Origin of the sequence: Thiomonas sp. UBA7699, assembly GCF_002482605.1 — a bacterium.
Lineage (GTDB): Bacteria > Pseudomonadota > Gammaproteobacteria > Burkholderiales > Burkholderiaceae_C > Thiomonas > Thiomonas arsenitoxydans.
This window is the reverse complement of the sequence record NZ_DLGH01000028.1, coordinates 360-23158: the sequence shown is the minus strand read 5'-3', so window position 1 is coordinate 23158 and position 22799 is coordinate 360. Positions and strand designations below refer to the sequence as shown.

Here is a 22799-nt window from a genome sequence, read left to right as displayed (position 1 = left end):
GCGGCCTGCGGGGTACCAGCGGGACTTGGCCGATCAGCTTTGCTTGGTGAACAGCGAGACGTTGAACTGCGGCGTCAAGCTGCCCGCAGGCGGGGCGCTCAGCACCGTGCCCTGCGCCGGATCGATGAACACCTTGGGCGCGCTGCCCGTCGGTTTGCTGAAGTCAAACAGATCCATGATCGAGCCCGCCGTGGCGTCGAACGACCCACCGCCCAGGCGCTGGCCGCCGAGCCAGTTGTCCTCGATGAACCGCACGATGGACGCCTGACTGATGGGCGTGTTGCTCACATAGTTGGTCTTGGCCCAGGGCGAGATCACCAGGAAAGGAATGCGCGTGCCCGGACCGCAGCGCCCATTGACCGGCTTGCCGTTCACGCCACTGAGCGGCGTACCCTTGCCGCACACGCCCGCCCCATTGAGCTGGTCGGCCTGGCTGTCGAACGAGGGATTGGTGGTGTTGGCAAAAGCGTGGTCATACCACCCATCGGAATCGTCCCAGGTGACGATCACTGCGGTGCTGCTCCACTGCGGCTGCTGCTCCAGGAAGTTGACGACCTGCGTCACGAAGGCCTGCTCGTCCAGCGGGTCGGAATAGCCGGCGTGACCATCCTCGAAGGCCGGGGCCTTGAGATAGGCCACAGCGGGCATATTGCCGGCCTTCACTGCGGCAAAGAAGTCCTGCAGGCCGTATTCGTGGTTGGCCGGATCGGCAGTCTTGTTGTCGGTCTCCAGGGTGTGACCGATGGCCAGGGTCGAGCTCGGGCGGGCGTGCGTGGGGTTGGCCGTGCTCTTGTAGTACTGGAACCAGTTGTGGTGCTGGATGTAGTCGCCCACGGTGGAGTTGACGACTGGTGAGAAGGTGCTGCGCTTGCAGCCCGTCGTGCCGTTGGGGTTGGTCGCGCCAAGGTTGAACCCGCCCATGAAACCGCCCCAGGAAATGTTCTTACCGTTGAGCAGATCGCCGATGTTCTTGCCCGACATCGAGACTTGATTCGTTGGGCTGGAACAGATGTCATAGGCCGGATCGACATCGTTGATCAAGCCGTAGCCGCCCTGCCCGTCACTGATGTAGTACGAATACTTGCTCAGGGTGAAAGGCTGGTCCGTGGTCGCCACCAGCTGCACGCCATTGGTCTGGCCGCTCACCGCTTCGAGCGCGCCCGGGGTGGACGGTCCGTAGGTGTCGGTATAAGCGTCATCGCTCAGGGCGAAGTTCTGCGCGTAGTTCCACAGCGCGGTGACGGTGTTGCCGTCGTAGTAGCCCATGACCTGGCCCTTGGTACCGAAGGCGCCCACGCCGCCCGTCGTCGCCGCGCCGGTGTATTTCGGGAATAGGTCGGCCTTGCCGCCGTCATAAGCCTGTTGCTCGGCGGTGTAGGCGTGGTTTTGGTCGGCGGTGGCGGCCTGGGTACGGTCGAGACGGTAGGGCTCGGCGGCATCGGTGCCGTTGGCGGTGTTGGTGAAGTTGGGGTTGTTGCTCAGCAGATTGGCGCTGACCAGATTGTTGACCGCAGGCGTGCCCGCCTTGGCGGTGAACGCCGGTTCGCCCGCCGGGTTGGTGGCCGTGGGATAGGTGGCGTAGTAGTGGTCGAACGACACGTTTTCTTGATACAGCACGACCACATGCTTGATCGGCGTGGCCGTCGCGAGCGCGCGGGCCGCGGTGTAGCTGGTGCCGGGCACGGTGGGCGAGGCCGCGACAGAATTGGAACCGCCGCCGCAGGCGGCCAGCGTGATGGCAGCCACGGCAACCGCCGAGGCCAAGAGGGTTTTGCGCAACATGGTGAAACTCCCTGAAGAGTGTGAACGATGGATCGCGTGGGGGCTGATCGCAGCCCGTGCTTCACGCAACGACCGTGATTCTTGAGAGCGCAAATGTCGCTTCCGTGACCAAGCTCCTCAGGGCAACAACTGGTTTCAATCCATACGGATGGATAACGGTTTGTCGCAACCAGACAAACTGCAGGCGTTCGGTTTCCGCCTTAGCCGCGCCTAAATCTGGGCGTGAGGTAAGTTCAGCGCGCGAGGCTTTTCAGCGCCTGGCGGATGCCGTCGTCCACACTGCAGCCTTCCGGCAGCGCTTTGGCGGCGGCCGCTGCCTCGCGCTCGGAATAGCCCAGCGCGATGAGGGCCTGCAGCACATCGGAGGCGCTGCCCGCGGCGGCCGTTGCGGCCCCGCCCAGATCGGCACCGAGCTTGCCCTTGAGTTCGAGCAGCAGGCGTTCAGCGGTCTTTTTGCCGATGCCCGGCACGCGGGTAAAGCGAACGGCGTCCTGCTGCGTGACGGCTTGGGCGATCTCGCTCACGCTGAGACCGGAGAGCACGGCCAGCGCAATGCGCGGGCCGATGCCGCTGATTTTGAGCAGCTCACGAAACGTGGAGCGCTCCCCCGCAGTAGCGAAGCCGTAGAGCAGATGCGCGTCTTCGCGGATCACGGTGTGAATGAGCAGGGTGACGGCGTGCCCCACCGTGGGAAGGTCGTACAGCGTGCTCATCGGCACGTCCACCTCATAGCCTACGCCGCCCACGTCGAGCAGAATCTGCGGGGGGGATTTGTCGAGCAGGGTGCCGTGCAGTCGTCCGATCATGGGCGAAACTGTAGCAGCCGCAACCGCTAACATTCGCGGATTGTTCTGCGACGACACTCCATGACCCGACCTTCCTCCTACAGCAAAGAAGACCTCATCACCTGCGGCGAGGGCCGCCTGTTCGGCCCCGGCAATGCGCAGCTCCCTTTGCGCGAAATGCTGATGATGGACCGCATCACCCGCATCGCCAGCGAAGGCGGCACCTACGGCAAGGGCGTGATCGAGGCCGAACTCGACATTCATCCCGACCTGTGGTTTTTCGGCGTGCACTTTCAGGGCGATCCGGTGATGCCCGGCTGTCTGGGGCTGGACGCGATGTGGCAGCTCGTCGGTTTTTACCTCGGCTGGATGGGCGGTCTGGGCCGCGGTCGCGCGCTGGGTGTGGGCGAAGTGAAATTCACCGGTCAGGTGCTGCCCACCGCGAAACTGGTGCAGTACCGCATCGACCTCAAGCGGGTGATCAACAGCCGCCTGGTCATGGGCATCGGCGACGGCGCCATGCTGGTCGATGGTCGCGAAATCTATACCGCCAAGGACCTGCGCGTCGGGCTGTTCACCTCCACCGAAGGGTTCTGAACCCGGGGCTGCACCCGGTGAGTGCAACCCCGGATGGGTAGTGTCCCTAGAGGCAGGCCCGCGCAAACAACGATACAGTCCAGATGTATCCAATTGTTATAGAGACTGCATCATGCGCCCTTCAACCCTCCCCGATCTTCAGCGCCGCCGCCTGATGGGCTGGGGCTTGAGTGCGGCCGGGCTGGCCGCCGCTGGCGCCGCCGCGCCGCACCTTGCCGCCTTCGCCGCCGACGCGGTGGATTTCATCCGCGGCCCCAAGGTGCCCGATGTGCCGTTCACCCAAATTTCCGACCATGTCTATGTGATCTACGCCGCCGATGGCTTTCCCACCGAGAGCAATCAGGGCATGATGAGCAATATCACCGCGGTCAAGACGGCCAAGGGCGTGGTCATCCTCGACTCTGGCGCCTCGGTGCAGATCGGCGAGATGGTCATCCGGCAGTTGCCCAAGGTGAGCGACAAGCCGGTGGTCGCGGTGTTCAATTCGCACTATCACGGCGATCACTGGCTGGGCAACGATGCTTTTGTGAGCGCCTACGGGCAAGACCTGCCGATCTACGCCATGCCGCAGACCCGCGAGCAGATTCTGGGCGCAACCGGCACCGAGTGGCAGCAGGCCATGCTCAAGTGGACCAACCAGTCCAGCGCGGGCACCCGCATCGTCGCCCCCAACCGCGACGTGAAGCACGGCGACGTGTTCGACTTCGGCGACGTCACCCTGCGCGCGCACCATTACGGCACCGCGCACACGCCGTCGGACGTCTGCCTCGAAGTCGTGCAGGACAAGCTCACCTACGTGGGCGACGTGATGATGAACCGGCGCATCGCCAATATGGACGACGGCTCCTACCCCGGCTCGCTCAACTACATGGACAAGCTGGCGCAGAACATCCCCGGCAGCAACTGGCTGCCCGGTCACGGCCATGCGGGACAGGCCGTGATGGTCTGGCAGCGTGAACTGTTCGCCGCCATCTGGGAACACGCACAACAGGCTGCACGCGACATGGCCGGCCCCGAAGCCGCCATCGCCGCGGCCAAGGCCGATCCGCGCGTGGCCTCAAAGGCCAAGGAGACGGCCGGGTGGGACAACAACATCGGCAAGTACATCAGCCTCGCCTATCTGGAGGCGGAACAAAAAGTCTGAGCGCTTTTTCTTCGCGGGCCGTCCCACTCCCCTACTCCTCTCTACTTCACCTGCTCCACCGCCAGCGGCACTTTCACACCGTGCTCAAACTCAGATAGCGTGATGCTGGGATCGGCGAGTTCGCCCGTGGCGGTGAAGTGAATGTCGCTGTCGGTCACGCCGTCGTAGTCGATGTGGCGGATGTAGGGCAGATAGACCTTCGGGTCGCTCGACCCGGCTTTCATCATCGCATGGGCCAGCACCATGGCTGCATCAAAGGCGTTGGGTGAATAGAGCTGGAAGGCGGCCGCGCCGAACTCGGCGTCGTAGCGTGCCTTCCATGCCTTGCTCTTGGGCAGCTCAGAGAGCGGCGCGCCGCCCTGGGCGCAGATCGTGCCGTTGACCGCATCGCCCGCGACCTTGGCCATGATGGGCGCGCAGATGCCGTCGCCGCCCATCAGCCGCGCGGTGATGCCGATCTGGCGCATCTGCCGCACCAGCGGTCCGGCCTGGCTATACATGCCGCCGTAGAAGATCACCTGCGGATGGTCGGCCTTGATGCGGGTGAGGATGGCGGAGAAATCGGTGGCTTTGTCATCGGTGTATTCGCGGTCCACCACGTCCATGCCGAGCTTCTTCGCCTTGGCCGAGAACACATCGGCCAGTCCCTGGCCGTAGGCGGTACGGTCGTCCACCACCGCCACGCGCTGCACGTGAAGGGCGTCGTGGGCATACTCGGCCAGCCCGGCCCCCAGGGCGTTGTCGTTAGCGATCAGGCGAAAGAAGGTCTTGTAGCCCTGCTCGGCGATCTTCGGCGAAGTGGAAGATGGCGTGATCTGCGGAATCCCCGCCCGGGCGTAAATGCGCGCGGCCGGAAAGGTGCAGCCCGAGGTCTGATGGCCGACGACGCCGCTCACGCCCTCATCCACCAGCTTCTGCGCCACCAGTGTGGCTTGAGTGGGCAGGCCCTGGTCATCTTCAGCATCCATCGCCCAGCGCACCGTCTTGCCGCCAATCCGGGCATGCTCGGCATTGAGCTGGTTCAGCGCCATTTGCACTCCGTTGACTGCATCCTGCCCACTCGCGGCCAAGGGGCCAGACAGCGGCACGGCAACGCCAAGCACCACGCGCGGCTCGGCCGCCTGGGCCGACAGCCCCAGACCGGCAAACAGCGCCAAAGACATACCAGTCAATCGCAACGATGAAGTCATGAGGTTCTCCTTGAGAGATCCGGCTTGAAAACAAACCCGGATCATCAAGCAAAAACCGCGGGCGGCCTGTAAGCAGATGCATCTACATCTGCACCAGCAGTCGGCCGTCAGCCGATCAGCCGCCCCCCGCGCACCCGCATGCCCCGCAGTTGCGCCGCGCTGAGCTTGCCACTGGCCACGTCCGCCGTGCCCACATTCGCTGGAGAAGACGCCCGATGCAGCGCCGCCAGGCCGCGCTGCGCATGCGCGTGGCAGATCGCCAGCCCGAGCGCGTCGGCGGCGTCCGGGCCGGGCTGGCCCGGCAAGGCCAGCAGCCGCGTCACCATCTCCTGAATCTGCGACTTGCTGGCGCGGCCGTAGCCGACGATGGATTTTTTCAGCTGCAGCGCGGTGTACTCGACCACCGGCAGCCCTTGCGCCACCAGCGCGGCAATGGCCGCGCCGCGCGCCTGCCCTAGCAGCAAGGTGGACTGCGGATTGACGTTGACGAACACGATCTCCACCACCGCGACCTCGGCGCCGGCCTGTCGCGCCACCTCGCTCACGCCGTCGAACAGCGTCTTCAGACGCTCGGGCAGCGTGCCCTTCGGGATACGAATGGCGCCGCTGGCCTGATAGCCCAGACGTTGGCCATGGGCATCGATCACGCCGTAGCCCGTGGTGTTGAGTCCGGGGTCGATACCGAGAATGCGCATGGTCAGTTGGAAGACAGAGGGCTCAAGCTTAGAACACACCGCCCCCAGAACCAGATTCCCTGCCCGGAACAAGTCTCCCCTGCAATCGCGGGAGCGGCTTGGTACGAATGCACCATGGGCAGCCGCGGCTCGCTTTCCTACCCTCACACCCACGACAACCCACGGAGCAATGCCATGAATTCCTGCAACACTCAACATACCAAGCTGTCGCCGTTGAGCCTTGCCTTGCTGGGCAGCGTGTGCGGCGGTCTGGCCCTATCGCTCACCGCTTGTGGCGGTGGCGGCTCGTCGTCGCCGACTGCCTCGGCCAATACCAATACTGTCAGCGGCGTGGTCCTCGACGGCCCCATCCAGGGTGCCACAGTCTGCCTCGACCTAAATGCCAACCTGCAATGCGACAGCGACGAGCCGGCGTCTACCCCCACCGACGCGCAAGGCAACTACGCCATCACCGGCATCACCGACGAGCAGCGCAATGCCGGCAAGGAATGGATCGCTGTGGTGCCCACAGGCGCGACCGACGGCGGCACGCCGTTCACCCAGCCCTTCGTGCTGCGCGCCCCCGGCAGCAAGCCATCTGTCATCAGCCCCATCACCCATATGGTGCAGGTGGCGATGGATCAGGGCGCCATCAGTCAGGATGCGGCACAGACCGCTGTGGCCGCGCAACTTGGTGTGAGCGAAAGCAGCCTTTATGTCAACTACAGTGCTGGCACCCCGAGTACCGAAAACGCCATCCTGGCGGCCCATGCCCCAGGAGTGGTCGGCATGCTGCAAGGCGCAAGCCAGCCCACCATTAACCTCAATCCTGGCCAGCCACAGCCCGGCTACAGCGTGCGGCGTTTCGCATATACAGACGCGAACAACTACTTTATTCGGGTGTATTACCCGGGCACAGCCAATGGTCGCAGCGTGAATTACGACGTGCGCAGCGGTCTGAGCAATGGCAACGCATTGACCCAGGCCAGCCTTTACGGCACCACACGCTACCTGACTGAAACCGGCTGGGTGAGTCTGGATGGCACCACTGCCCGCCCCACCTCGCCCGGCAATCCCTCCACCAGCCAGTCCGCAGGCGCTACCTATATCGACATGAAGCAAGTCACCTCACTCAACGGCAAGACCGTGGCAGAAGCCGTATCGCTGGCCAACGACACCACGCTGAACAACGCCCAGACCTTGCCGGGCGTTCCATCCGGGCTGAGTGGCGTGTTGCCAGCGGGGGCCACTGCAGTCACCGTGCAATCCCGCTCGCTGATTGAGCCGGTGGCCTACAACCCGAATGACGGCAGCTTGGCCACGGGTTATGCCAACCCTGCGCTCACCACCCTCGATGCAGTAGTGGCGGCCTTTCCCGCCGTACAGACCCCCAACGGAGGCGGAGACACCTTGTCCATGGGCACCCGTCAATCCACCTATACCTGTCCGCAAGGCCAAAGTAGTTGTGTGATCGCGCAGCAACGCTTGCGCGCCATGCTCGACACGGGCAACGTCGCCCGCTGGGTGTTGTGCGATCTGAACTGGCCTGCGAACACCAATGCTGGCAACTGCCAGATCATCGGCAGCGGCAGCTATGCCCGCAGCATTGGCGCCGACGGTCAGACCCCGGTGCTGACTTTCAGCGGCTTGCCCGCGCAAGCCGACAGCAGGGGCTGGGTCCGTGTGTTTGTGGAAACCGAGGGCCAGGTTTGGTTCGGGTACCAGAACAAGCTGACGACCACGGTGACCACCCGACTGAACGATGTCGCGTTTGCCCCGATTGCCACGCAACTCGGTGTCATCGTTCCAGGGAGCACAAATTGATCAACAAGACTATGTACCGGTTGAGATCATCCAAAGTTGGAAGAGGTGCCGCGCTGCTGGCACTGCTGACGACCTGCGCCCCGACGTTTGCAGGAGAACCTCTTGCCCCGCAACAGATCGCCACACAGTGGATGGGCAGAACCCTGATCGGCACGACGGCGGCAGGCGTTGCAGTGGCCTTGCGACTGCACCCTGACGGCACAGCGCAGCTCGAGGTGGGCGACAAACAGGACACCGGCAGGTGGCGTCTCTCGGACACCGGATACTGCGCAGCCTGGACACACATCCGCCGTGGTCAAGAGGCCTGCTTCATCGTAAAGCAGGACGCGGAGGCCTACCACGTCTATTCTCTCGATGGTCAGCCCAGTGCCGTAGTGCGGACAAAAGCAGACTGACCCCGGACTGCACCACTCAGGTCAAAAGTCCGGCCAGCCGCACGACATCTGCCTGGCGGCTGCAACCCATCTTGACGAAGATATCGGCCATCTGATTGCGCAGGGTGTTGCGCGACACGCTGAACAGCAGGGCACAGTCGTTTAATGTATGACCTGCTGCGAGCTCTCGCACCAGTCGCGCTTGTGCCTGAGTGAGTGCGTAAACCTCGCGCAGCGTCGTCACATCAGGCAGAGTTTTCGCATCGCGCAGCTTCACCCGCACCAGCAGCAGCGCTTCGCCAAAAGCGGCGAGATGCCGAGGCGCCAAACGCAATCGCAGTTGCAAGACACGACCCCAGCCCGCGGAGAAATGCAAGGTCTGTGGCGGCTGACCGCGCCGCACCGCTTGCGCAGCCCTCTGCAGACGCTGCGCCACAGCGGCGTGCCGAGCTTGCAAGCAGCCGCCATGCAACTGCAAAACCTGGGCCTCGACGAGAAATTGCGCGGCCGTGGCGCTGGCATGGCGTACTTGCAGCTCTGGGGCGATCAGTAACCAACCCTCATGCTCTGAGGACAACACGGCGTCGAGCTTGCCGTACTCGGCGTTGGTCTGCTGCATGCGCTGCTCAAACGCATCGACCACGACAGGGCAGAGAGGCGCCAATGTCTGCTTGCAAACAGCGGCATCCGCCTCCTTGCTCCGATGCAGACTCATCGAGGCAATGTAGCGCGCGTCGTTACATAGGCACAGCGCAATGGTCTGCTCGACGCGCAGGGGACGCAGCAATTCGGCGTAGTAAGCGCCGCTGCGCCAAGCACGTTCCGACAGATCGACCGCGCTATCCACCCAAGCCCCTGCCTTACGCTGCAAGCCGATGGGAAGCAGCGGGTCGATCGCCTGGAAGTGATCGATATAGGCTTGCTGCAGCGCAGGTTGGCACAGACCCGCTGTGACGTGTCCGAGCAGTTGGCCTTCGACCTTATCCCAGACTTGAAAAGTGGCAAAGTCGGCGCCGATTACCTTGCACCAGACCGCGAGCAAATCCTTCCATTCGGCCGTGTTGCTGCCAAGAGCTTGCGCGACCTCGCTCACCTGCTGTTGCGCTCTCGAATCCATCCCGAGCTCCCACTAAGCCATGCCCAAGGCGGGAACGGCACGTGCTAGGAGGGTGTGCAAGGGCACGCCATCGATTGCGGCGCGTCAGATCAACTCATTCATATATTAAGCAGTGGCCTGACTACACCCATCCCTCAAACAAGTGTGGCGTCCAACCACAGCCGTTTTGCTCAGTGCCGGAAGTGGCGCATGCCGGTGAGCACCATGGCCATGCCGTGTTCGTCGGCCGCTTGGATGACTTCGGCGTCGCGCATCGAGCCGCCGGGCTGGATGACGGCTTTGATGCCGACCTGCGCCGCGTTGTCGATGCCGTCGCGGAAGGGGAAAAAGGCGTCGGAGGCCATGACCGAGCCGGGAACCGGCAGACCCGCGTGCTCGGCCTTGATGGCGGCGATGCGCGCGGAGTTGACCCGGCTCATCTGTCCCGCACCGACGCCGATGGTGGCGTTGTCCTTGGCGTAAACGATGGCGTTGGACTTGACGAACTTGGTCACGCGCCAGGCGAACAGCAGGTCGCGCATTTCGTCGGCCGAAGGCTGGCGCTGGCTCACCACCTGAATGTCACCCGAGAGCAGCAGATCGGCATCCTGCACCAGCAGCCCGCCGTTGACGCGCTTGTAGTCCAGCCGCGCACCGGGCTGGGCAGGCCACTGGCCGCATTCAAGCAGGCGGACATTCTTCTTCGCCGCGCAGATGTCGATGGCCGCCTGCGTCACCTTCGGGGCGATGATGACTTCGACGAACTGCCGCTCGACGATCGCCTGCGCGGTGGCGCCGTCGAGCTCGCCGTTAAAAGCGATGATGCCGCCGAAGGAGGATTCGGGGTCGGTTTTGTAGGCACGCTCATAGGCGTCCAGCAGGGAGGTGCCGTAGGCCACGCCGCAGGGGTTGGCGTGCTTGACGATGACGCAGGCGGGCGCGGTGTCGAACTGCTTCACGCATTCCAGCGCGGCGTCGGCGTCGCCGATGTTGTTGTACGAGAGCTCCTTGCCCTGCAGCTGGCGGGCGGTGGCGATGCTGGCCTCGCGCGCGCCCGGCTCGACGTAAAACGCCGCGCTCTGATGCGGGTTTTCGCCGTAGCGCAGGTCTTGCTGCTTGACGAAAGACAGGTTGAACTGACCGGGGAAGGAAGCACGCGTGCCGTCGTCCTTCAGCGCCGACAGGTAGTTGGAGATGGCCGCGTCGTATTGCGCAATGCGGTTGAACGCCGCCACCGAGAGGCGAAAGCGCGTGGCGTCGCTCACCCGGCCCGCCGCGCGCAGCTCAGCCACCACCACGGCATAGTCGGCCGGGTCGGTGAGCACGGCAACATGGTGATAGTTCTTGGCGCCCGAACGCACCATGGCCGGGCCGCCGATATCGATGTTTTCGATGGCTTCATCGAGCGTGTGCGGCTTGGCCACAGTAGCCTCGAAAGGGTAGAGATTCACGCAAAGGATGTCGATGGCCGGCAGGTCGTGCGCGTCGGTTTGCGCCACATGCTCGGGCAAGTCGCGTCGCGCCAGCAGGCCGGCATGCACCTTGGGATGCAGCGTCTTCACCCGGCCGTCGAGCATTTCCGGAAAGCCGGTGTAGTCGGCCACCTCGGTTACCGGCAGACCGGCGCCCTGCAGCATCTTGGCGGTGCCGCCGGTGGACAGCAGGCGCACGCCCAGGGCGTGCAGATCGCGGGCGAAGTCGAGCACGCCGGTTTTGTCGGAAACGGAAATCAGGGCTTGCATGGAAGTCTCGGTGAATGGAAATGGGCGGGTGCGGCGGGTTGGGTCAGAGCAGCTTGTGTTCGGCAAGCTTCTTACGCAGGGTGTTGCGGTTGATGTCGAGCCAGCGCGCGGCGAGCGACTGATTGCCCTCGGCATGCTTCATCACCGTGGCCAGCAGCGGTTTTTCCACCGCGGCCAGCACCATGGCATGAATGCCGTGCGGCTCGGAGCCGCCGAGGTCGTTGAAATAGGCCTCGAGGCTATCGACGACACATTGTTCGAGCGTGGTTTTGCGGGGAACGGCGGGCATGGCGGGATGCGAGTGAACGGGACGGTTTCAGGCCGCCAGCGGCGCGGCCTTGGAACCCGAATCGAGGAAGCCGCGCAGCGCCGCGAGTTGCTCCGCTGCGCTGCCCAGCGTGTTGAAGTGACGGCGGAAGGTCTCGCCTTCGGGCAGGGCCGCAACGTACCAGCCCACATGCTTGCGCGCGGTGCGCACGCCGATGGCTTCGCCATACAGCGCATAGTGGTCGTCGAGGTGGGCGAACAGCCAGGGCCGACCCATGGCGGCGCGGCCGATCATCACCGCGTCGGCGCCGCTTTGCCGCAGCACGGCGGCGGCCTTTTGCGGCGAGTCGATGTCGCCATTGGCCACCACCGGAATGCCCACGCTGCGCTTCACTTCGGCGAGCGTGGCGTACTCGGCTTCGCCGCCATAGCCCTGCTCGCGGGTGCGGCCGTGCACCACCAGCATCGCGGCGCCTGCGGCTTCGGCCCTGCGGGCGATGCGCGGCGCGTTGCGCGCGGCTTCGCACCAGCCGGCGCGCATTTTGAGCGTGACCGGGGCGTCGAACGGGCGGGCGGCCGCTACCGCAGCCTCCACCAACCGCGCGGCGAGGTCTTCGTCCTGCATCAGCGCGGAGCCAGCCCAGCGGTTGCACACCTTCTTCGCCGGGCAACCCATATTGATATCGATGATGTCGGCGCCGCGCTCCAGGTTGTAGTGAGTGGCCTCGGCGATCTGCTCGGGGTCGGTGCCGACGATTTGCACCGCGATGGGCGCGGCTTCGCCGTCGTGATTGGCGCGGCGTGAGGTCTTGAGGGTGTAGCGCAGATCGGCGCGCGAGGTCACCATTTCGCTCACACAGTAGCCCGCGCCGAGTTGCCGCGCCAGACGGCGGTAGGGCCGGTCGGTCACCCCGGCCATGGGCGCGGCGAACACCCGGTTGGGCAGCAGGTGCCGCCCCAGACGCAGGCCGCCCGTGAGCCCGGTCGGGGGCGCGGAGGGGGTGAGATCGGCGGGGTTGGACATGGGCGCGGCGGGCAGTGTGCGAGCAGAAGGCGGGCAACGTCTGCGCTGCCGTTTTTTTGAGCAGATGATTTTAGGCGATCCGGCTGGCCGCCAGCCCGGAACCGGCTCATGAGAAAACGTAGGGCCGCCCCAAGTTTTCTCATCCCCCTCGGGGGGCCTGACGCGAACGCGGCAGGTCTGGGGGCGCTCTCAAGAAAACGTAGGGCCGCCCCAAGTTTCCTTGATCCCCACGGGGGCGGGCTGGGCAACCCCCTCCCGGCCTCCCCCACTGCGTGGAGGAGGTGAGAACAGCGCTGTGCGGCGCTTCGAATGCCCCTCCCGCCCCCCGCCCACGCCATGGGTGAGGTGAGATCACTCCCTCCCTACTTGTGGGGAGGGTTGGGGTGGGGATTGCCCGGCCCTGGGGGCTCTCAACGTGCGCTGACAGGCCCCGGCTTGAGCGCGATGGGCTGCTCGGGGACTAGCCCCTGCGCGCGCCGTTCGGCGATGCGCGCCCAGACGGCGCGTTTGCCCGCGTCATCCAGATTGGACCAGTCGCTGATTTCCTGCAGGGTGCGGGCGCAGCCCAGGCAAAGCCCGCTGGCGGCGTCCAGCGTGCAGATGTTGATGCAGGGGGAGGGAACCGTCATTGCGGCGCCCGCGTGACAGCGCTCGGCGCAACGCCTAGCCAACGCGGCAGGTCATCGGGCCGCAGAGGAAAGACCGCATGCGGATGACCCGCCGCCGCCCAGACGCGGTCGAAGCGCCAGAGGCTGTCGTCCACCAAGGCGATGGGCGGCTGGGTGTGGCCCACCGGGCTGACCCCGCCAATGGCGAAGCCGGTGGCGGCGCGCACGAAATCGGCATCGGCCCGCGCCAGCTGGCCCACCTGCGCGGCCACGGCCTTTTCATCGACCCGGCGATCACCGGCGCAGACCACCAGCACCGCGCGGCCACTGTCGACATGGCGGAACACGATGGACTTGGCGATCTGCCCCAGCGCCACACCGAGGGCGTCGGCCGCCTGCTGCGCGGTGCGGGCGGCGTCGTCGAGCATCACCGGCGGTTCGGCATGACCCAGGGCGGCGAGCGCGTCGATCACGCGCTGCACGGAGTCGGAAGGAGAAGGAGAAGAAATAGCCGTTGTTTGCATGATGAAGCGGCTCAGGCGGCGCAGGCGGGTTCGCCTTGCTCGGCGGCCCATTTGGCGAGCAGCGCCTTGCCCGCGCGGCTGTTGTTCGGGCGGTTGATGGCGCGGGTGATGAAGTCGCCGGCCTCGACCACCGCGCGCAGGTTCACCCCCGTGTCGATGCCCAGGCCGTGCAGCAGGTAGAGCACGTCTTCGGTGGCGACATTGCCGGTGGCGCCCTTGGCATAGGGGCAGCCGCCCAGACCCGCGACGGAGGAATGAAAGCTGGCGACGCCCAGCTGCAGCGCCGCAAGAATGTTCGCCAGCGCCTGGCCATAGGTGTCGTGGAAATGGCCAGCCAACTTATCCATGGGGAAGGCCGCCGCGCTGGCCTCGAACACGGCCTGCACCGCGCCGGGCGTGCCCACGCCGATGGTGTCGGCAATGTCGATGCAGTCGCAGCCGAGATCGGCCATGCGGCGCACGACTTCGGCCACGGCTGACGGCTCGACCGCGCCTTGGTAGGGGCAGCCCAGTGCCACCGAGATGCTGCCGCGCAGCTTCACCCCCGCGCTCTTGGCGGCCTCGGCTACGGGACGGAAGCGCTCAATCGATTCGGCGATGGAGCAGTTGATGTTCTTCTGCGCGAACGCCTCGCTCGCGGCGCTGAACACCACCACCTCGCCGACCCCCGCGGCCAACGCCGCCTCCATGCCCTTCATGTTCGGCACCAGCGCGGAATACACGGTGCCGGGACAACGGCGGATGGCGGCCATCACCTCGCTGCTGCCCGCCATCTGCGGCACCCACTTGGGCGAGACGAAGGCGGCGGCCTCGACATTGGGCAGCCCGGCTGCGGACAGGCGGTCGATGAGATCGACCTTCACCGCAACGGGAACGGGGTTGGCTTCGTTTTGCAAGCCGTCGCGCGGGCCGACTTCGACGACTTCGACGAATTTGGGCAAATGGTTCAAAGTGGACATGGCAATCTCCCGTTCAATAACCCAGCCGCATATCCACCACGCCGCCCGGTTTTTCGCCGCGTTCGATGGCGGCAATCTTGCGCATCACCTGCGCAGCGGACGGCCCGACCAGGGTCTGCGCGGCCACATGTGGGGTGACGCGCACCCGCGGATGGCTCCACAGCGCATCGGCCGCGGGCAAGGGCTCGGTGGCGAACACATCGAGCAGGGCGCTGGCCAGATGCCCGCCGTGCAACAGATCGAGCAGATCGGCCTGATCGATCACCGCGCCCCGGCTGGCGTTGATGAGATGCGCACCCTGCGGCAAGCGGCTGAGAACAGCGTAATTGAGCAGGCCGCGGGTGTCTGCGGTCAGCGGCAACAACACCACCAGCACCCGGGTCTGCGCCAGAAATTCATCGAGGCGGTCCAGGGCGTAGATCGCGCAGCCCAGCTCGGCAGCAAAGCGCGACTGCCCGCTGCGGCTGCAGGCCAGAATGGGAAAGTCCATCGCCGCCACGCGCCGGGCGGCGGCCGCGCCCATCTGCCCCAGACCGAGAAAACCCACGGTGAAACTGGCGCGCGGCGGCAAGGGCAGCGGCTCCCAGCGGGCCTTGGCCTGCTGCGCCGCGTAATCGGTCATGCGGCGGTAGGCATGCAATACGCCTTCGGCCACGTAATCGGCCATTTGGCGTCCCATGCCCGCGTCTTCCAGGCGGATGAGCGGCACGCCGGGATGCAAGCGGTGCAGCGCCGGGGCGATAGCATCCACGCCCGCGCCCAGATTGAACACGGCGCGCAGCCCCATCTGCCCGGCGAGCCAATCGGCATCGGGCCGCCAGACCAGGGCGAACTCGGCCTGCGCGTCCGGGTCGCTCGGGGCGTCGATCACGTCGATGGCCAGGCCGATTTCCTTGGCGTGCTGCATCAACGCGTCGCGCCAGCGGCGAAACGGCTCATCCGGGTCCCAGACCGCGAGCCTCATGCTGGCGATCCCTCGGTTTTCAAAGCCTCGATGCGCAGCAGTTCCACGCCTTCGCTGACCTGATCGCCCACCGCGTAAAGCACCTCGCTCACCTGCCCGGCCGACGGGGCGCTGAGCGTGTGCTCCATTTTCATCGCTTCGAGCACCAGCAGCGGAGCGCCGGTCTGCACCGTGTCGCCCGCTTGCACATGCAGGGCGATGATTCTGCCGGGCATGGGCGCGGTCAGTCGGCCGCCGGCCGAGCCCCCGTCGGAGCTGCCCAGATCGGCGCCCAGCGCTTGCAGCGTGACCTGCTCGCCCCCTGAAAACACCTGAAAAGACGTCTCGCCCAGCCGAACCACGCTCATCTGCGCACGCTCTTCACCCAGCGTGAGAACCAGGGCGAATTCCGTCGTGACATCGTTCACCCGCGTGCTTTGCGCGGAGCAGGCGAAGGGCTGCGGCTGAGGCGAACCCGGCGTCTGGATGCGCAAGGGCTGGCCTGTCGCCGTAAGCAGCGTGCACGCCAAAACACCCCACGGGCTGTCGAAGCGAAACACGCGCGGCGGCAGCACGCCGTTGGTAAACCCGTCACAGATCGACCAAGGCGACCAGGAATCGGCGCTCTGTTGCGCGCGCCCGTCTTCGAGCATGGCGCCGATCGCAGCGGCACAGGCCAAAGACTGCGGAATGGACGGCGGCGCGAGCAGCGCCTCGTGCTCGCGGGCGATCAGTCCGGTATCGAGCACGCCCCCCGCAAACGCCGCAACACCCAGCAGTCGGTGGAGAAACTGCGCATTGGTCTGCAAACCGGCGATGCGGGTGGCGGCCAGCGCTTGGCGCAGCCGTCTGCGCGCCTGCTCGCGGGTCTCGCCCCAGGCGATCAGCTTGGCGATCATGGGGTCGTAGAACGGGGTGATGGTGTCGCCCTCGAACACCCCGCTATCGACTCGAATGCCCTCAGCCCCCACCGCACCGAAGGCGACATGCGGCGGCAACGCCAGCCGCCGCAACTGGCCGGTGGAAGGCAGAAAACCCGCCTCGGGATGTTCGGCGTAAAGCCGCGCCTCGATGGCATGCCCGGAGCAGCGCACCTCGGCCTGCGTGATGGGCAGCGGTTCGCCTGCGGCCACACGCAATTGCCACTCGACCAGATCGAGGCCGGTGATCAACTCGGTGACGGGATGCTCGACCTGCAGCCGCGTGTTCATCTCCATGAAGTAGAAGCGCTGCGGCGCCCCGGCCTCGCTGCATTCGACGATGAACTCCACCGTGCCCGCGCCCACATAACCCACGGCTCGGGCGGCGGCCACGGCGGCCTCGCCCATCTCGCGCCGCAGGGCATCCGGCAGGCCGGGGGCAGGGGCTTCTTCGATGACTTTCTGATGGCGCCGCTGCATCGAACAGTCACGCTCGAACAGCCACAACACATGGTCGTGCTGGTCCGCGAAGATCTGGATTTCGATGTGGCGCGGGTTGCGCACCAATCGCTCGATGAGCACCGCGTCGTTGCCGAAACTGCTCTGCGCTTCACGGCGGCACGAGGCCAGCGCGGCGTCGAAGTCTTCGACGCGCTGCACCTCGCGCATGCCCTTGCCGCCACCGCCCGCACTCGCCTTGATCAACACCGGAAAACCGATGCGCGCGGCTTCGGCCCTGAGCAACGCCGCGTCCTGCTCTGCACCGTGATAACCGGGCACCAACGGAACGGACGCCGTTTGCATCAGCCGTTTGGACTCAGCCTTGAGCCCCATCGCCTGCATGGCCTCGGGCGGCGGGCCGATGAACACCACCCCGGCCTCGGCGCACTGCCGCGCGAAGCCTGCGTTCTCGCTGAGAAAACCATAGCCGGGATGGATGGCCTGCGCGCCGCACTCACGCGCCGCCTGCAGGATGCGCTCACCCCGCAGATAGCTCTGCGCCGCCTCGGCCGGGCCGATACACACCGCCTCGTCGCACGCCGCCACATGCGCCGCCTGCGCATCGGCCTCGGAATACACCGCCACGGTACTGATGCCCAGCCTGCGGCACGTGGCAGCCACACGGCAGGCGATCTCGCCGCGATTGGCGATCAGGATTTTCGAGAACATTTCAGCACTCCAAAGCTGAAGCGGCAGCGAGATCGCCTGCGACGGCGCTGCGCGCCTGCAGGCAATTTGGCTGCGCCGCTGCGTCCCGGCTACGCCGGGACTGGTCGCCGCGATTGGCGATCAGGATTTTCGAGAACATTTCAGCACTCCGGTTCGTAGCTTGCATCAATCTGGTTTGTCTCGATACGACACGTCGGTCGCGCCGTGCGGGGGCTGCGTTGCGACAGGTTCGGGTCGGCCGCTGAACATACGCACCATGCGTGCGAGCAGGCCGCGCACGAAATGAAAGCTTTTGCGCGCCAGCCAAACCATGACGATCAGCACCAGCACCAGGGCGATGAAAAACAGCACCGGGTGCAGCCAGGCCAGCCACAGCCCGCCCAGCACCAGCGCGTCTTCGCCCAGCGAGGCGCCCACATTGGAAAACGGCTCTGGCGAAGTGTTGATGGCCGCGCGGGTGGAGAGCTTGGTGCCGTGACTCACCGCGGCCAGACTGCCGCCCGCCGCCGCGGCGAGCGCCGCGACAAAGGTGTGATCCAGCCCGAACACACTGGCGGCGAGCACCGCTCCCGCCGGAATGCGCAGTAGGGTGGAGATGAAGTCGAGCAGGCTGTCCACGCCGGGAATCTTGTCGCCGACGAATTCGAGAAAAGCCAGAAAGCCGGTGATGCCTACCGCCACCGGGCTGGCCAGGCCCTGCAGGCCCGCAGGCAGTTGTACCCATCCGGCCAGGCCCGCGGCGCCGACGGCGAACATGACCAGAAAGGCCCGCAGGCCGCTGGCCCAGCCCAGCGCGGCGGCCAGCGCCAGGAGTTGCAGGGTGTCGAGCGCTGGCGGGGTCATGGCTGGGATACGGGTGACTCGGTTTGCAAGGCGATCACTTTTTGCTTGGGCGTGGCCGATGGCATGGGCGAAGCTTGCGCACCGGCATGCAGGCCGAGGCGGGCGAACAAGGCGCGGTCGGCATCGACCTCCGAGTTGCCGGTGACCAGCAGGGTATCGCCGTAAAAAATGGAATTGGCGCCGGCCAAAAAGCACAGCGCCTGGATGCCATCGCCCAGTTCGCGCCGCCCGGCGGACAGCCGCACCCGCGCCGTGGGCATGGTGATGCGGGCCGCAGCCACGGTGCGCACGAACTCGAAGGGATCGAGATCTGGTGCGTGTTCGAGCGGCGTTCCGGCCACCCGCACCAAGGCGTTGATGGGCACCGATTCGGGGTGGGGATCGAGCCCGGCCAGCTCCGCCAGCAGGCCCGCGCGGTCGCGCCGGGTCTCGCCCATGCCGACGATGCCGCCGCAGCACACCGCCATGCCGGCTTCGCGCACGGCCTGCAGCGTGTCCAGGCGTTCCTGATAGGTGCGGGTGGTGATGATCTGGCCGTAGAACTCGGGCGAGGTGTCGAGGTTGTGGTTGTAGTAGTCGAGCCCGACATCGGCTAGGCGCTGCGCCTGCGCGGGCTGCAACATGCCCAAAGTCATGCAGGTTTCCAGCCCGAGGGCCTTGACGCCTTCGACCATGGCGGCCACGGCGTCGAGGTCGCGATCTTTCGGCTCGCGCCAGGCCGCGCCCATGCAAAAGCGTGCCGCGCCGGCCTCTTTGGCCGCGCGGGCGTTGGCCAGCACGAGGTCAAGGTCCATCAGCTTGCCCGCCTTCAGCCCGACATCATGATGCGCCGATTGCGGGCAGTAACCGCAGTCTTCGGCACAGCCGCCGGTCTTGATCGACAGCAGCGACGAGAGCTGAATGTCGGTGGGGTCGAAGTGCGCGCGGTGGATCTGCTGGGCTTGCCAGAGCAGATCGGGCAAGGGCTGATCGAGCAGGGCTTCGATGCGCTCTGGCGTCCAGACGTCGGAAGGTTTCAGGGTCATGGCATAAGTGGAGATGGAGAGGGGAGATGAAGGACGCAGTCAACGCGCCTCGGGGTCGATCCAGTTCGGCTTGCGCTTGGCGAGAAAGGCGGCGATGCCCTCGCGCCCGTCGGTGCTCGCCCGGGCCACGGCGATGCGCTCTGCGGTGTCGGCCAGCAAGGCATCGCCCAGCGGGCGATGCGCCACTTCGGCCAGCAGCCGCTTGGCCGCAGCCAGCGCTTGCGGTGACGCATTTTGCAACTCGGCGCACCAGCGCTGCACCTGCGCGTCGAGCGCGGCAGCGTCTTCGGCCACTTCATGCACCAGACCGATGGCCTGCGCGGTGGCCGCGTCGAGCACTTCGGCGGTCAAGGTGTAGCGCTGCGCCGCGCGCGCTCCGATGGCGCGCAGCACATGCGGCATGATGGTGGCCGGCACCAGACCGAGCTTGACCTCGCTCAGACAGAAGCGCGCGGTCTGAACCGCCACGGCCAGATCGCAGGCGGCCACCAGACCGAAGCCACCGGCGAACGCATCGCCCTGCACTCGCGCGATCACGGGCTTGGAGCATTCGGCTACGGCGCGCAGCATGCGAGCGAGTTGCAGAGCATCGTCGCGGTTTTGCGCATCGGTGTAAGCCGCCAACTGTTGCATGTAGCGCAGGTCGGCTCCGGCGCAGAACGCAGGGCCTTGCGACGCAAGCACCACGCAACGCACTTCAGCCTCCTGGCCGAGCTCCACAAAGGCCGTATGCAGCGCGGCGATGGTGGCGGCGTCGAAGGCATTGCGCACTTCGGGGCGATGAAGGGTGACCGTGGCAACGGCCCCTTTGCGGTCGATGAGGACGGGGGATTCGCTCATGGCTTGGATGAGGCTGTCGCTTCGTCACGCAGCATGTAGATCAGATCGAGCACGGGCGAGGGATGCCCCATGGCAGTGAGCGCTGCGGTGATCTGCCCGCGGTGATGCGTGGCGTGGTTGAACACATGCGCCAGCGTGGCCGCGAACGGTGCGCTCATCGGCTCGCCCTTGCTGGTGGCGTAGTGGAAGGGCCGATCGAAATCGGCCTCGCTCAAGCGCTCGACATAGGGCTGCCAGGCCCGCGCGGTCTGCTTCAGCCGTTGCGCCAGTCTGGCGCGGTCGGGCTCGGCCTCGTCGTCGAGCTTCAAGCCCGCAGGCGACACGCCCTCAAGGAAGCGTCGCTGCCATAGCAAGCCTTCGCCCACCAGCAGATGATTGAGGGTGCCGTGAACGCTGTTGAAAAACAGCCCGCAATCGCGGCGGTAATCGGTTTCGGGGAGCAGCGCGACGTGCTCGTCGAGCAAGCGATGCGTGGCCCAGACGTGATAGCGCGCCAGGGTGCGGAAATGGTCTTGGAGTGTCATCGGGAAATTCGCCGGGGAGAGCTTGCAGTCAATGCCGCCAGACCTTCAGGCCGCGCAGATCTTCCATGACGTCGAAGTCGGCGTCGTTGTGCAGCAGGGCGTAGTCGTGTTCGATGCAGTAAGCGGCCTGGAGCACGTCCACCGCGCTGCGGATGGTGTAGCCCATGGCGCGCAGCAGGCGGTCGTGTTGCGCGGCCTGCAGAGCGTTGTCTTCTCCGCCAATTTCAACCACGGTGAGCGCAGTCAGGGTCTTGCGCGCGGCCAGATAGTCGCGTTCATGGCGGAAGCCGCGCAACACCTCGAACAGCACCAGATCTGCCACGGCCACCGGCGCCATATCGTCCAGCAGGAGCGCCAGATTCGCGACGCGCGGGGTGGCACGGCCATTGAAAAAATCGATCCACACCGAGCTGTCGACCAGAATCATGCGGCTACTCCTTGTTGGCGGACGCCTTGCGGGCGGCTGCCTTGCGCCCAGCCGCCTTGGCAGGGGCGTTGGCCGCACTGTAAGGCGCGCGCCGCTCCTGCACCATAGGCGGCGCGGCGCCCTCGGCCAAGGGGTCTTCCCAATGCAGCTTGCCGCGCAGAGCGAGCAAATCGCGGTAGGCGGCGCGGCGGCGCAAGAGCTTGAGCCCCTCCTCGACTGCCTCCTTTTTGGTCTTGAACGGGCCGGCGCGCATGGCGGCGTCCATGAGCTCGTCGTCGATCTCGATGTTTGTGCGCATGATGTGTACCAAGTCAATGAATAATGCACATTGTAGGGGACGACAATCACATGCGGAACACGCCGAAGCGGGTTTGTGGAATCGGCGCATGCAGCGCAGCGCTCAGGCCCAGCGCGAGCACGCGCCGGGTGTCGATGGGGTCGATGATGCCGTCGTCCCACAACCGCGCGGTGGCGTAGTAGGGATGGCCTTGCCGCTCGTACTGCGCGCGGATCGGCGCTTTGAACGCCTCTTCGTCTTGTGCGCTCCACTGCCCACCCTGGGCTTCGATGCTCTCGCGCCGCACGGTGGCGAGCACGCTCGCCGCCTGCTCGCCACCCATCACGCTGATGCGCGCGTTGGGCCACATCCAAAGCAAACGCGGGCTGTACGCCCGGCCACACATGCCGTAGTTGCCCGCGCCGAAGGAGCCGCCGACGATGACGGTGAACTTGGGCACCTGAGCGCAAGCCACCGCCGTGACCAGCTTGGCGCCGTGGCGGGCGATGCCTTCGTTCTCGGCCTTGCGGCCGACCATGAAGCCGGTGATGTTCTGCAGGAACAGCAGCGGAATGCGACGCTGGCAGCACAGCTCGATGAAGTGCGCGCCCTTGACCGCACTGTCCGAAAACAGGATGCCGTTGTTCGCCAAAATGCCTACTGGCATGCCGTGCAGATGCGCAAAGCCGCACACCAGCGTGGCGCCGAAGCGGGCCTTGAACTCGTCGAGCTCGGAACCATCGACGATGCGGGCGATGATCTCGCGGATGTCGAAGGGCTTGCGCGCATCGGTGGGAATGCAGCCGTACAGCTCGCTGGCCGCATACAGCGGCTCGCGCGGCGGGCGCAAATCCACCGCCGCGCGCTCGGCCGGGCGCAGGCGCGAGACGATGCGGCGAGCGATGTCGAGCGCATGCGCATCGTTGCGCGCCAGATGGTCGGCCACGCCCGACAGCCGGGTGTGAACGTCGCCGCCGCCCAAGTCTTCGGCGCTCACCTCCTCGCCAGTGGCGGCCTTCACCAGCGGCGGGCCGCCGAGAAAGATGGTGCCTTGATTGGCGACGATGACCGACTCGTCGCTCATGGCCGGCACATAGGCGCCTCCCGCGGTGCACGAGCCCATGACCACCGCGATCTGCGCGATGCCCTCGGCGCTCAGCGTCGCCTGGTTGTAGAAAATGCGGCCGAAGTGGTCGCGGTCGGGAAACACCTCGTCCTGGTTGGGCAGGTTGGCGCCGCC

The 22799-nt window shown here is 65.8% G+C and carries 24 protein-coding genes; 4 read left to right on the top strand and 20 right to left on the bottom strand.

Going from position 1 to position 22799, the window contains the following annotated elements; all coding sequences use genetic code 11:
• Window positions 1-33 precede the first annotated feature (33 nt).
• Entirely contained in the window at window positions 34-1782 is a 1749-nt protein-coding gene (locus B3H47_RS12475) for a phospholipase C (RefSeq protein ID WP_286987272.1), read from the bottom strand.
• A 233-nt stretch (window positions 1783-2015) separates the two neighbouring features.
• Entirely contained in the window at window positions 2016-2588 is a 573-nt protein-coding gene (gene ruvA / locus B3H47_RS12470; protein WP_286987271.1) for a Holliday junction branch migration protein RuvA, read from the bottom strand.
• A gap of 60 nt (window positions 2589-2648) precedes the next feature.
• Here ruvA and fabA point away from each other — a divergent pair, with 60 nt between their 5' ends.
• Together fabA and B3H47_RS12460 are read left to right on the top strand one after the other, a co-directional pair.
• Entirely contained in the window at window positions 2649-3164 is a 516-nt protein-coding gene (gene fabA / locus B3H47_RS12465) for a bifunctional 3-hydroxydecanoyl-ACP dehydratase/trans-2-decenoyl-ACP isomerase (protein WP_013107100.1), read from the top strand.
• A 112-nt stretch (window positions 3165-3276) separates the two neighbouring features.
• Window positions 3277-4308 carry an MBL fold metallo-hydrolase gene (locus tag B3H47_RS12460; RefSeq protein WP_286987270.1) on the top strand — a complete coding sequence of 344 codons (1032 nt, stop codon included), beginning with the start codon at window positions 3277-3279 and terminating at the stop codon, window positions 4306-4308.
• Window positions 4309-4349: 41 nt separating this feature from the next.
• Here B3H47_RS12460 and B3H47_RS12455 read toward each other — a convergent pair whose 3' ends face one another.
• Window positions 4350-5498: a branched-chain amino acid ABC transporter substrate-binding protein gene (locus B3H47_RS12455; RefSeq protein ID WP_286987269.1), complete on the bottom strand. Its 1149-nt coding sequence runs from the start codon at window positions 5496-5498 to the stop codon at window positions 4350-4352.
• Window positions 5499-5605: 107 nt separating this feature from the next.
• Window positions 5606-6193 carry a crossover junction endodeoxyribonuclease RuvC gene (gene ruvC / locus B3H47_RS12450; RefSeq protein WP_276708836.1) on the bottom strand — a complete coding sequence of 196 codons (588 nt, stop codon included), beginning with the start codon at window positions 6191-6193 and terminating at the stop codon, window positions 5606-5608.
• A gap of 174 nt (window positions 6194-6367) precedes the next feature.
• Here ruvC and B3H47_RS12445 point away from each other — a divergent pair, with 174 nt between their 5' ends.
• Both B3H47_RS12445 and B3H47_RS12440 read left to right on the top strand, forming a co-directional pair.
• Window positions 6368-7996, top strand: a complete 1629-nt coding sequence (locus tag B3H47_RS12445; protein WP_286987267.1) for a hypothetical protein — start codon at window positions 6368-6370, stop codon at window positions 7994-7996.
• Window positions 7993-8391, top strand: a complete 399-nt coding sequence (locus tag B3H47_RS12440) for a hypothetical protein (protein ID WP_286987266.1) — start codon at window positions 7993-7995, stop codon at window positions 8389-8391. The genes B3H47_RS12445 and B3H47_RS12440 overlap by 4 nt, the downstream gene beginning before the upstream one ends.
• Before the next feature lie 16 nt (window positions 8392-8407).
• On the opposite strand, the gene B3H47_RS12435 is transcribed toward B3H47_RS12440, so the two are convergent.
• The 16 genes from B3H47_RS12435 to B3H47_RS12360 form a co-directional block, all read right to left on the bottom strand.
• On the bottom strand, window positions 8408-9487 hold the full coding sequence (locus tag B3H47_RS12435) for a helix-turn-helix transcriptional regulator (RefSeq protein ID WP_286987264.1): 1080 nt from the start codon (window positions 9485-9487) through the stop codon (window positions 8408-8410).
• 170 nt (window positions 9488-9657) lie between these two features.
• Entirely contained in the window at window positions 9658-11208 is a 1551-nt protein-coding gene (gene purH / locus B3H47_RS12430; RefSeq protein ID WP_286987263.1) for a bifunctional phosphoribosylaminoimidazolecarboxamide formyltransferase/IMP cyclohydrolase, read from the bottom strand.
• 43 nt (window positions 11209-11251) lie between these two features.
• Window positions 11252-11497 carry a helix-turn-helix domain-containing protein gene (locus B3H47_RS12425; RefSeq protein WP_013107110.1) on the bottom strand — a complete coding sequence of 82 codons (246 nt, stop codon included), beginning with the start codon at window positions 11495-11497 and terminating at the stop codon, window positions 11252-11254.
• A 27-nt stretch (window positions 11498-11524) separates the two neighbouring features.
• On the bottom strand, window positions 11525-12499 hold the full coding sequence (gene dusB, locus B3H47_RS12420; protein ID WP_286987262.1) for a tRNA dihydrouridine synthase DusB: 975 nt from the start codon (window positions 12497-12499) through the stop codon (window positions 11525-11527).
• A 410-nt stretch (window positions 12500-12909) separates the two neighbouring features.
• On the bottom strand, window positions 12910-13128 hold the full coding sequence (locus B3H47_RS12415; protein ID WP_286987260.1) for a DUF1289 domain-containing protein: 219 nt from the start codon (window positions 13126-13128) through the stop codon (window positions 12910-12912).
• Window positions 13125-13631 carry a YbaK/EbsC family protein gene (locus B3H47_RS12410; RefSeq protein WP_286987258.1) on the bottom strand — a complete coding sequence of 169 codons (507 nt, stop codon included), beginning with the start codon at window positions 13629-13631 and terminating at the stop codon, window positions 13125-13127. The genes B3H47_RS12415 and B3H47_RS12410 overlap by 4 nt, the downstream gene beginning before the upstream one ends.
• Before the next feature lie 11 nt (window positions 13632-13642).
• Window positions 13643-14590, bottom strand: a complete 948-nt coding sequence (locus B3H47_RS12405; RefSeq protein ID WP_286987257.1) for a hydroxymethylglutaryl-CoA lyase — start codon at window positions 14588-14590, stop codon at window positions 13643-13645.
• A gap of 13 nt (window positions 14591-14603) precedes the next feature.
• Window positions 14604-15554: a 2-hydroxyacid dehydrogenase gene (locus tag B3H47_RS12400; protein ID WP_286987256.1), complete on the bottom strand. Its 951-nt coding sequence runs from the start codon at window positions 15552-15554 to the stop codon at window positions 14604-14606.
• Window positions 15551-17623 carry an acetyl/propionyl/methylcrotonyl-CoA carboxylase subunit alpha gene (locus B3H47_RS12395; protein WP_286987255.1) on the bottom strand — a complete coding sequence of 691 codons (2073 nt, stop codon included), beginning with the start codon at window positions 17621-17623 and terminating at the stop codon, window positions 15551-15553. Before B3H47_RS12395 ends, B3H47_RS12400 begins: the two co-directional genes overlap by 4 nt.
• Window positions 17624-17788: 165 nt before the next feature.
• Entirely contained in the window at window positions 17789-18466 is a 678-nt protein-coding gene (locus tag B3H47_RS12390) for a DUF4126 domain-containing protein (protein ID WP_286987254.1), read from the bottom strand.
• Window positions 18463-19491 (bottom strand): biotin synthase BioB, encoded by a 1029-nt coding sequence (bioB, locus tag B3H47_RS12385; RefSeq protein WP_286987252.1) that lies wholly within the window; start codon window positions 19489-19491, stop codon window positions 18463-18465. The genes B3H47_RS12390 and bioB overlap by 4 nt, the downstream gene beginning before the upstream one ends.
• 39 nt (window positions 19492-19530) lie before the next feature.
• Window positions 19531-20331, bottom strand: a complete 801-nt coding sequence (locus B3H47_RS12380) for an enoyl-CoA hydratase/isomerase family protein (RefSeq protein WP_286987251.1) — start codon at window positions 20329-20331, stop codon at window positions 19531-19533.
• Window positions 20328-20855 (bottom strand): DinB family protein, encoded by a 528-nt coding sequence (locus B3H47_RS12375; protein WP_286987249.1) that lies wholly within the window; start codon window positions 20853-20855, stop codon window positions 20328-20330. The genes B3H47_RS12380 and B3H47_RS12375 overlap by 4 nt, the downstream gene beginning before the upstream one ends.
• A gap of 28 nt (window positions 20856-20883) precedes the next feature.
• A complete protein-coding gene (gene vapC / locus B3H47_RS12370) occupies window positions 20884-21282 on the bottom strand; it encodes a type II toxin-antitoxin system VapC family toxin (RefSeq protein WP_013124195.1) in 399 nt (132 codons plus the stop codon).
• Between the two features lie 4 nt (window positions 21283-21286).
• Entirely contained in the window at window positions 21287-21580 is a 294-nt protein-coding gene (locus tag B3H47_RS12365; RefSeq protein WP_286987247.1) for a type II toxin-antitoxin system VapB family antitoxin, read from the bottom strand.
• Between the two features lie 46 nt (window positions 21581-21626).
• Window positions 21627-22799, bottom strand: a 1173-nt coding sequence (locus B3H47_RS12360; RefSeq protein ID WP_286987246.1) for a carboxyl transferase domain-containing protein, incomplete at its 5' end; no start/stop codon positions are given.